The sequence below is a fragment of the Dietzia sp. B44 genome (genome assembly GCF_014145245.1).
GTDB classification, from domain to species: Bacteria; Actinomycetota; Actinomycetes; order Mycobacteriales; family Mycobacteriaceae; genus Dietzia; species Dietzia natronolimnaea.
On record NZ_JAALEF010000302.1, the window covers coordinates 1 to 7,584 of the forward strand.

At 69.8% G+C, this 7,584-nt stretch carries 6 protein-coding genes and 1 pseudogene; 1 reads left to right on the forward strand and 6 read right to left on the reverse strand.

Going from position 1 to position 7,584, the window contains the following annotated elements; genetic code table 11:
* Window positions 1-1,421: glycoside hydrolase family 3 C-terminal domain-containing protein (locus G6017_RS10615; protein WP_182617289.1), on the forward strand; the 1,421-nt coding region annotated here is incomplete at its 5' end.
* 1 nt (window position 1,422) lies between these two features.
* Here G6017_RS10615 and G6017_RS10620 read toward each other — a convergent pair.
* From G6017_RS10620 to G6017_RS10645, 6 genes and pseudogenes are all read right to left on the reverse strand, one after another.
* Window positions 1,423-2,017 (reverse strand): annotated as a pseudogene (locus tag G6017_RS10620) (dihydrofolate reductase family protein).
* Between the two features lie 108 nt (window positions 2,018-2,125).
* Window positions 2,126-2,698, reverse strand: coding sequence for a GNAT family N-acetyltransferase (locus G6017_RS10625; RefSeq protein ID WP_182617298.1), 573 nt, complete (start codon window positions 2,696-2,698; stop codon window positions 2,126-2,128).
* Between the two features lie 165 nt (window positions 2,699-2,863).
* Window positions 2,864-3,640, reverse strand: coding sequence for a 23S ribosomal RNA methyltransferase Erm (erm, locus tag G6017_RS10630; protein WP_182617290.1), 777 nt, complete (start codon window positions 3,638-3,640; stop codon window positions 2,864-2,866).
* A gap of 184 nt (window positions 3,641-3,824) precedes the next feature.
* Entirely contained in the window at window positions 3,825-4,382 is a 558-nt protein-coding gene (locus G6017_RS10635) for a TetR family transcriptional regulator (RefSeq protein ID WP_182617291.1), read from the reverse strand.
* A gap of 20 nt (window positions 4,383-4,402) precedes the next feature.
* Entirely contained in the window at window positions 4,403-5,755 is a 1,353-nt protein-coding gene (locus G6017_RS10640) for a lipase family protein (RefSeq protein WP_182617292.1), read from the reverse strand.
* Window positions 5,756-7,363: a GMC oxidoreductase gene (locus G6017_RS10645; protein WP_182617293.1), complete on the reverse strand. Its 1,608-nt coding sequence runs from the start codon at window positions 7,361-7,363 to the stop codon at window positions 5,756-5,758.
* Window positions 7,364-7,584: the final 221 nt, after the last annotated feature.

Here is a 7,584-nt window from a genome sequence, read left to right on the forward strand (position 1 = left end):
CCCGGAACGGGCGACAGGCGGTGCGCGCCGACGCAGGGCATCGCGCGGCACCGGTGGACCACGCCGCCCACCACGACCTCGCGCGGGAGGCGGCGGAGTCCTCGATCGTGCTGCTGGCCAACGACGGCGGCCTCCTTCCCCTCTCACCGGCCACCGGGGTCGCGGTGATCGGCGCCTTCGCCCGCGAACCGCGCTTCCAGGGAGGCGGCAGCTCGCACGTCACCCCCACGCGGGTCGATGTGCCACTGACGGAGATCAGGCGAATAGCCGGGGACGCCCGGGTCACCCATGCCACGGGCGTCGGGGATGGTGACGACGACGAGGACCTGCTCCTCGCCGAGGCGGTGGCAATCGCGTCCGAGGCCGAGGTGGCCGTCCTCATGCTCGGTCTGACCGACGACCAGGAGTCCGAGGGCGTCGACCGGCAGCACATCGATCTGCCGGGAGACCAGCTCCGCCTCCTCGAGGCGGTCGCCGCGGTGCAGGACCGGATCGTGGTGATCCTGTCGGCCGGATCCGTGGTGGACCTGTCCCCGGTGGTTCCCCACGCGACGGCGATCGTGTCCGGGGCGCTGCTGGGACAGGGCGGAGGCCGGGCGCTCGCGCGGGTGCTCTACGGCCACGCCACCCCGTCCGGACGGCTGGCCGAGACCGTCCCGCTGCGGATCGAGGACGCCCCCAGTTGGGGCAACTTCCCCGCCGAGGACTCGCACGTCCGGTACGGGGAGGGCATCTTCGTCGGCTACCGCGGGTACGACCACAGGCGGCGGGAGGTGCGGTTCCCCTTCGGACACGGCCTGTCCTACACGTCCTTCGACTACCGGTCCCTGACGGTCGGCGCCCGGGAAGGGGGGTGCGACGAGGGGTGGACGGCTCGGGTGGAGGTCCACAACACCGGGTCGTACCGGGGGCGCGAGGTCGTCCAGATCTACTCCTCGCTGCCGGCCTCGGTGCGCAGCCGGGCGCCACGGGAGCTCGTGGGATTCGGCCATATCGAGCTCGATCCCGGACAGAGCGGACAGCTCGATGTCGTTGTGGAACGCCGGGACCTCGCCTATTGGGACGAGCCGGCCGGGAGCTGGTTGGTGGAGGGTGGCGAGTACGTCTTCGCGGCCGCGGCCTCCAGCCGGGACATCCGGATCGAGGTCTCCGTGCCGATCGACGGGGATCCGCGCCCGGTCCGGATCGACCTCGACTCCACGATCTCCGAGGCGATGGCGGACCCCGACGCCCGGTTGATCCTCGACGAGGTGTTCCGCCCGCTCGCGGCGAACGCCGGTGAGGCGAGCGGCGCCGTGGGAGCCTCGATCGAGCAGCTGGTGGGCTCGATCCCCGTGGGGCGAATGCTCTCCGGGTTTCTGGGGATGGACCGGGAGTCGGTGGCGGGTATCGCCGAGCAGCTCGCCCGGATCCACCGGTGAGCTAGCTGCTCCGCTGGATCTCTCGACGTCTGTAGTGCAGGAGAACGGCCCCGTTGTCGAAGACACGGTGTTCCACCAGCTCCAGGTCGAGCTCGGCACCCGGAGGTAGCGCGCGCAGGCCGCCACCCACCACCCTCGGGACGATGAAGAACCTGAACTGGTCGACCATCCCGGCGCTGATCGCCTCGCTCGCCGTGGTGGGTCCGAAGATCTCGACCTCGCCCTCGGCGTCGTCGACGATCTGCTGAAGACGGGTGAGGTCGAGGCGCGGCAGAAGGCGGTCCCGGTCGGACACGAGGTCCGCCTCGGTCATCGTCGAGGACACCGCGATGCGCGTCAGGTCCTTCCAGCGGCGAGCGAACTCGTGCTCGTCGGGGCTCCACGACTCGTCGTCGGGAGGAGTCTCCCAGTAGGTCATCAAAGTAGGTCATCAATTGGTAGGTGTTCCGCCCCAGGACCTCGTGCGACACCGAGGTCATGCGTTCCACGTGAAACCTGAACAGGTCCCCGCCGGGCGCGGTCCAGTCGAAGTCGCCGTTCGCGTCGGCGGCATAGCCGTCCAGCGAGATGGTCGCGGTGTAGCCCAGCGTCCCCATGGTCGTCCTCCGCTGCTCGCGAGGTGGCGGTAGCGAGAAGCCTATCGCCGCGCCGCGGGCTCTCGCACCCTTTCCCCTGGCCGCGCAGCTGGGTGGCGATTGTGGGCGTCAGTCGAATTGGCGCCTCATGACGATCCGGGGGAAGCCCCCCGCCACCGAGCGGGTATCGGCGACCTTGACGAATCCCGCCTCCTCGAACAGGGAGCGGAAGCCGACAAAGGCCATCGTCAGGTTGACCTTGTCCGCCCCGTTGTCCACGGGTACCGCCTCGACGGCGGGTGCGCCGTGGTCGCGCGCGAACCCGACCGCACCCTCGACTAGCTCCCGCGCCACTCCCTGCCCCCGATACCCGGGGCGGACCCGGATGCAGAAGATCGACCACACAGGTTGAGCGTCGACGGTCGGCACCACTCGTGATCGCGCGATCGGCAGGTCGCGGCGCGGAGCGACTCCCGCCCACCCCACGGGTTCCGGCCCGAGGTAGGCGAGCACGCCCGGTGCGGTGTCCCGCCCGCACAGGTCGCGGACGTACTCGCCCCGGGCGGGACCCGTCAGCGAGGTGTTGGTCTTGGAGTCCAGTCGGTGGCTGAGGCACCAGCACACCGAGGCGTCCGGGTTCTTCTTCGGCCCCAGGAGAACAGCCACGTCGTCGAACCGGTCAGCCGGCCGCACCTCGATCATCGCCACGCCACCACTGCAGTAGGTGTCATAGGGTCCATCCTTGCCCGAGGTGCCCGGTCGGCGGGCCGGAAGGAGCACACCGCCCCGCACAGCCCCGCACAGCCCCGCGCCGCGGTGACGGGCACCGAGTCGGGGGCTGGGGTCCGGAGCAGATCGGCACCCGCCTCACTTCTGACGCCCCAGTGCCGCGTACAACGCGACCCAGTCCTGCGCGGTGAGATCCCTGGGCAGGGCATCCGGCGCGACGCCCGCCCGGGCGATGACCCCGCGGACAGCAGATCTGCGCCGCGGGTGTACCACGGTGGCCAGGATCGCGGCGATGCCCCGTCCGCGGCCGGTGAAGACGTCGTGCACGAACCGTCGGTAAGCACCACGGTCCTGGTCCGCGAGAAGAGGACGAGGCCTCCGGTACAGGACGAGCAGTGCTCCGTCGACGGCCGGCTCCGGCCGGAAGGCGCGGCGGGACACCCGGCGATGCAGGGTGAACTCGATCCACGGCCACCACTGCGCGGTCATCATGGTCGCGCCCCCGACGCCTGCTCGTCGACGCGCGACCTCCCACTGGACCACCAGGACGGCCGTCGTCGTGGACGGGGAATGGAGCAATTTGCGCAGGATCGAGGTGGTGAGGTGGAACGGGAGGTTGCCCACCACCACATGGGGAGTCGTCGGCAACGGCCACCGCACGAAGTCCGCGTGAACCAGCTCAACGTCTGTAGCGAGCGAACCCTGGAGATGCTCGACTGTCCGGGAATCGATCTCCACCGCCGTCAGTGGGCGATCCAGGGACTGCAACGGGGTGGTCAGTGCACCCCTCCCGGGCCCGATCTCGATGATCGGCCCCGAGGTCTCGTCGACGATGTCGATGATCTCGTCGATGACGGTGGTGTCGGTGAGGAAGTTCTGGCCGTGCTCGTGCCGGCCGCCCCGATAGGTGGGCATGTGTAGACGCTCCGGATGAAGAGAGTGCGCCCGGGCATGCAGAATCGCCGCCCGGCTGGACCGCGGAGCGGCGGAAGCGTCCTACAGGAGGGAATCCGCCGCTAGAAGCGACGGTCCCGAATCAATGTGGTGAAGCAGGCCATGACGGGGAGTGTATCGGACCCTCCGGGCGTGGTCCTCGCCATCACTCCGGGTGGAGCGGTTTCAGGACGGGTGCCATCCACCCGGCGATGAACGCGCGCAGCTCGACGTCGGGACGGGAGGCAGGGTCATCAAGGCAGAGCACCGACCAGCCCACGTGCACGGCGATGTCGGCCAGGTTCTCGACCCGGCCCTCGAGTTCGGGGAAGCGGGCGACGGCGGGAGAGAGCAGTGCCACCGCGTAGTCGTGTGCGCGGCGAGCTGCTCCCGGATCGAAGATCGGGTTGGCCGTTCCGGAGAGCGTGAGTTCCCGGAGCAACGGATCGCCGAGGACGTGGTGACGCGCCTGGACCATCATCTCGACGAACAGTTCCAGTGGCGTTTCGGTCGACTCCATGAGTTCGGCGAACGCCCCGGTCAGCGAGGTGAGCCGGTCGGAAACCGCCTGCGACACCAGCTCCTCCCGGGTACCGAAGATCGAATGGACGGTCTGACGACTCACTCCCGCACGCCTGGCCACTCCGGCGACGTTCACGGCGGTGAAGCCCGACTCCCCGATCACGGCTCGGGTGGCCTCGAGGATGATCTCCCGGGATCGCACCCGACCATTATCTGCCAGCGTCACGCGACGCTGCAGCCGAACCTCCCCCCGCCGTCGAGAGTGGAGATCAGCCAGGGGGTCACCTCGTCGTGGATCATCGTGTCGTGGATGAGCGGGCCGAAGTGGTCCGGGAGCGTCCAGCCGGGCGCCAGGGCGGGCACTGGGGTGGAGCAGAACGTCACGTCGCCGCCGGCAGCGCACCAGTCGTCGGCGAGGGCGCGGGCCTGGCCGTAGGGAACGGTGTCGTCGTTCGGTGAGGACGTGATGAGTACCGGCGCGGTGGGGGTCAGCCGGCCGAGCTTCTGGTCGTCGAGCACCGCTTGCGCCAAGGGGTCGCCGGCGATCCACTGGTCAAGGCTGCGCCCGTCAACGGTGAGGTCGGAGGTCCGCAGAAAGGGACTCGAGAATATGACGTCTGCGATGCACTTGGTCTCCAGCGAGGCCAAGGTGGCGCGACCGTGATCGGAGAGGGCGGCGCCGACGAGTGTGCGCAGCTCAGGGTAGCGATCGACCATCCCGTTGACGGACCATCCGATCACTCCGCCGATCAGGGTTCCGTCGATCTGCCGTAGTACCTGTTGGAGGTCGGCCACCGGCGCCCCCGCCCAGGCGCCGCGCAGGTCGAGTTCGGGCGCGTAGGTGGGATGTAGTTCCGCGGCCGCGGCGGTGGCGCCGCCGCCCTGTGAATAGCCCGCCAGAAGTAGAGGCGAGCTGGCACCTGCGAGGGCGCGGGCGGCGCGAGCAGCATCGAGCACGGCACGACCGGTCTCGACCCGGTCGACGTAGCTGTGGATTCGGGGGGTGCCCAGGCCGATGTAGTCGGTCACCACCACGCGCGCTCCCATCGCGTGCCATTTCGCGGCCGAGACGAGTTCCTGGTTCGCGGAGAGGAACGGGTCGGGATCAACTCCCGCCCACAGCCCACTGGGCGCGGCGAGCGAGATGGCGCAGTGGTTGCCCTGGCCGGTGGTGCCCGGGGCGATGACGACGGTCGGCCGTTCGCCGGGCCCTCGCCACGGCCCTGATTCCTCGATCACCATTGCAGTGACAGCGGCGGGGGCGTCGTGGACATCGCGGGAGGTGAACATCATCCGCGTCGCCGCAGCGGGCCAGGCGCCGTCCGCCCCGGGAAGAGTGGCCGGGATGGTGACGGGCTGGGTACGGACCACCGCGCCGGGCTGCGCCGGTAGGTCGGCCGGCGGCTCGTAGAACGGATCGGCGACCATGTCGGACGTGTGCGCGTGGGTGTCCGCGGAACCGAGCGGGTCGGCGTGCGCGACGGGCGAAATCCCGAGCCCGACGACGACGAGGGCAGCAGTGGCGGTGGCGAAGGCTCTGAGTCGACGCATGTCGGCCTTTCTCTGGGTTCGCATCTAGAAGAGGTGGCCGACGTCGTGCCTGACGATCCTGTCGAGTGCGCGTTCGGCGATGGCGGCGATGGTGAGCGACGGGTTGCAGGCGGCCGTAGTGCCGGGGATGAGGGCACCGTCGATCACGTACAGGCCCCGCTGGCCCATCACGCGTCCCTCCAGGTCGCAGACCTGGTTCATGGCGGCTCCGCCGAGGGGGTGCCAGGTGGAGTTGAGGATCTCATTGGTGTCGGTGAGGTGACCGGACTCTCCGACGATCGCCCGCGCGGTACGCGAGATGTGCTGGCGGACGATGTGACCGTCACCTCCGGCGGGCCACTGGATGACTCCGCGGTCCTGGGCGGGGTCGTACACGATCCGGCCCCGGTCGGCGCTCACGCCGTACCCCACCAACACGGTGCTGTGGATCGGCACCCCGACGGAGGGCAGCGAGGCCTGGATGACGGTGTGAGCCGAGGCCGGGTCCTGCCAGTTGAGGCTGCCGTAGACCACAGGACCTCCCTGCACTGCCGGGAACCCGGCGGCCGGATCGGTCCAGATGTAGATCCGATCGGCGTTGGTGCCCCACCCCTCGCCGATCGCGTCGGGCAGGTCGGTCACCGCACCGTCCGCCTCGGCCCGGCCGAGGAGGGTGGTGGTGTTGACGGACCCGGCGGCGAGGATCAGCGCCGGTGCACGCAGGGTGAGCGTCCTCAGGAGGTTTCCGCTGACGTCGAGTACGTTCACGTCGAGTTCCCAGGAGCCGTCCGGTGCGCGGCGCATCGCCCGGACATCGTGCAGCGGCCGCACGTCGACCAGTCCGGTCGCCTCCGCCTGAGCGAGGTAGGTGACATCGACCGAGTTCTTGCCCCCGTTGTTGACGCCCAGGGAGCTGTCCCCGTTGGTGAACGACGGCCTCATCTCACCGCGCAGTTCGGCCAGGGCATAGTCCCAGTCGATCGGCATGGGGATCTTGCTGACCGGCAGGCCGGAGTCCCGGGCTCGCTGGGCGAAATGCCGTGAGGCCGCGTACTGGGGCGAGTCGATGAGCGCGTCGGGCGCCTCGGCGAGCCGGAGCATCCGGGCAACGCGGGGGAAGTACTCCCGGTCCATCTCGGACCAGTTGATGGCGCCCGGGAACCAGTCAGAGAAGAGCTCCTCGGTGGGCTGAAGTGACATGCCCTGGTAGATCAGTGATCCGCCGCCCACCCCGGTGGGCAGGACCGCCGTCATGTTCTCGCCCACCGAGGCCTCGAGCAGGCCGGTGTAGCGGGGCAGGTCGACCGGGCGACCGAACACCTCCGCGGCGCCGCCGAACCACACCGCGCGCTCATCGGGCGAGGTCGCACTGGGGAAGGTGTCGGAGTTCGGACCGGCCGGCCAGCGCCGTCCGCGTTCGAGGACCACGACGGGCACTCCCGCCTGGGCCAGTCGCAGGGCGGAGACGCCGCCGCCGAACCCGCTGCCCACCACCAGGACACGATGCTCCTCGACCGCATGGGGAATCCGTCCGGTGGCGGACGCGGAGCTGGCGGCGTCACCCGCCCGGGCCGCCGCGGAGTGCACGGTCGCCGCCGCAATGCCGGCCGCGGCCACCGAGCCCAGGAAGCCCCGGCGTGAGAGTACGTGCATTGGTCCCTCGAGTTCTCATCGGAAGTGACGGGCGCCACTCACCCCGGGAAAACTAGACACTTGCTCTCAACCTGTCAATATGTTCGCCATGGTGCTCGGAGCCCGAGTAGCTCCCTTGCACTGGCTGGGCTATCGGTCGGACGGAATCGTCGTCGTCGTCACCAGGCCGCGGTGAGACGTGGCAGCAACGCCCGGAGCTCGGCTACCGCGGCATCGGCGAA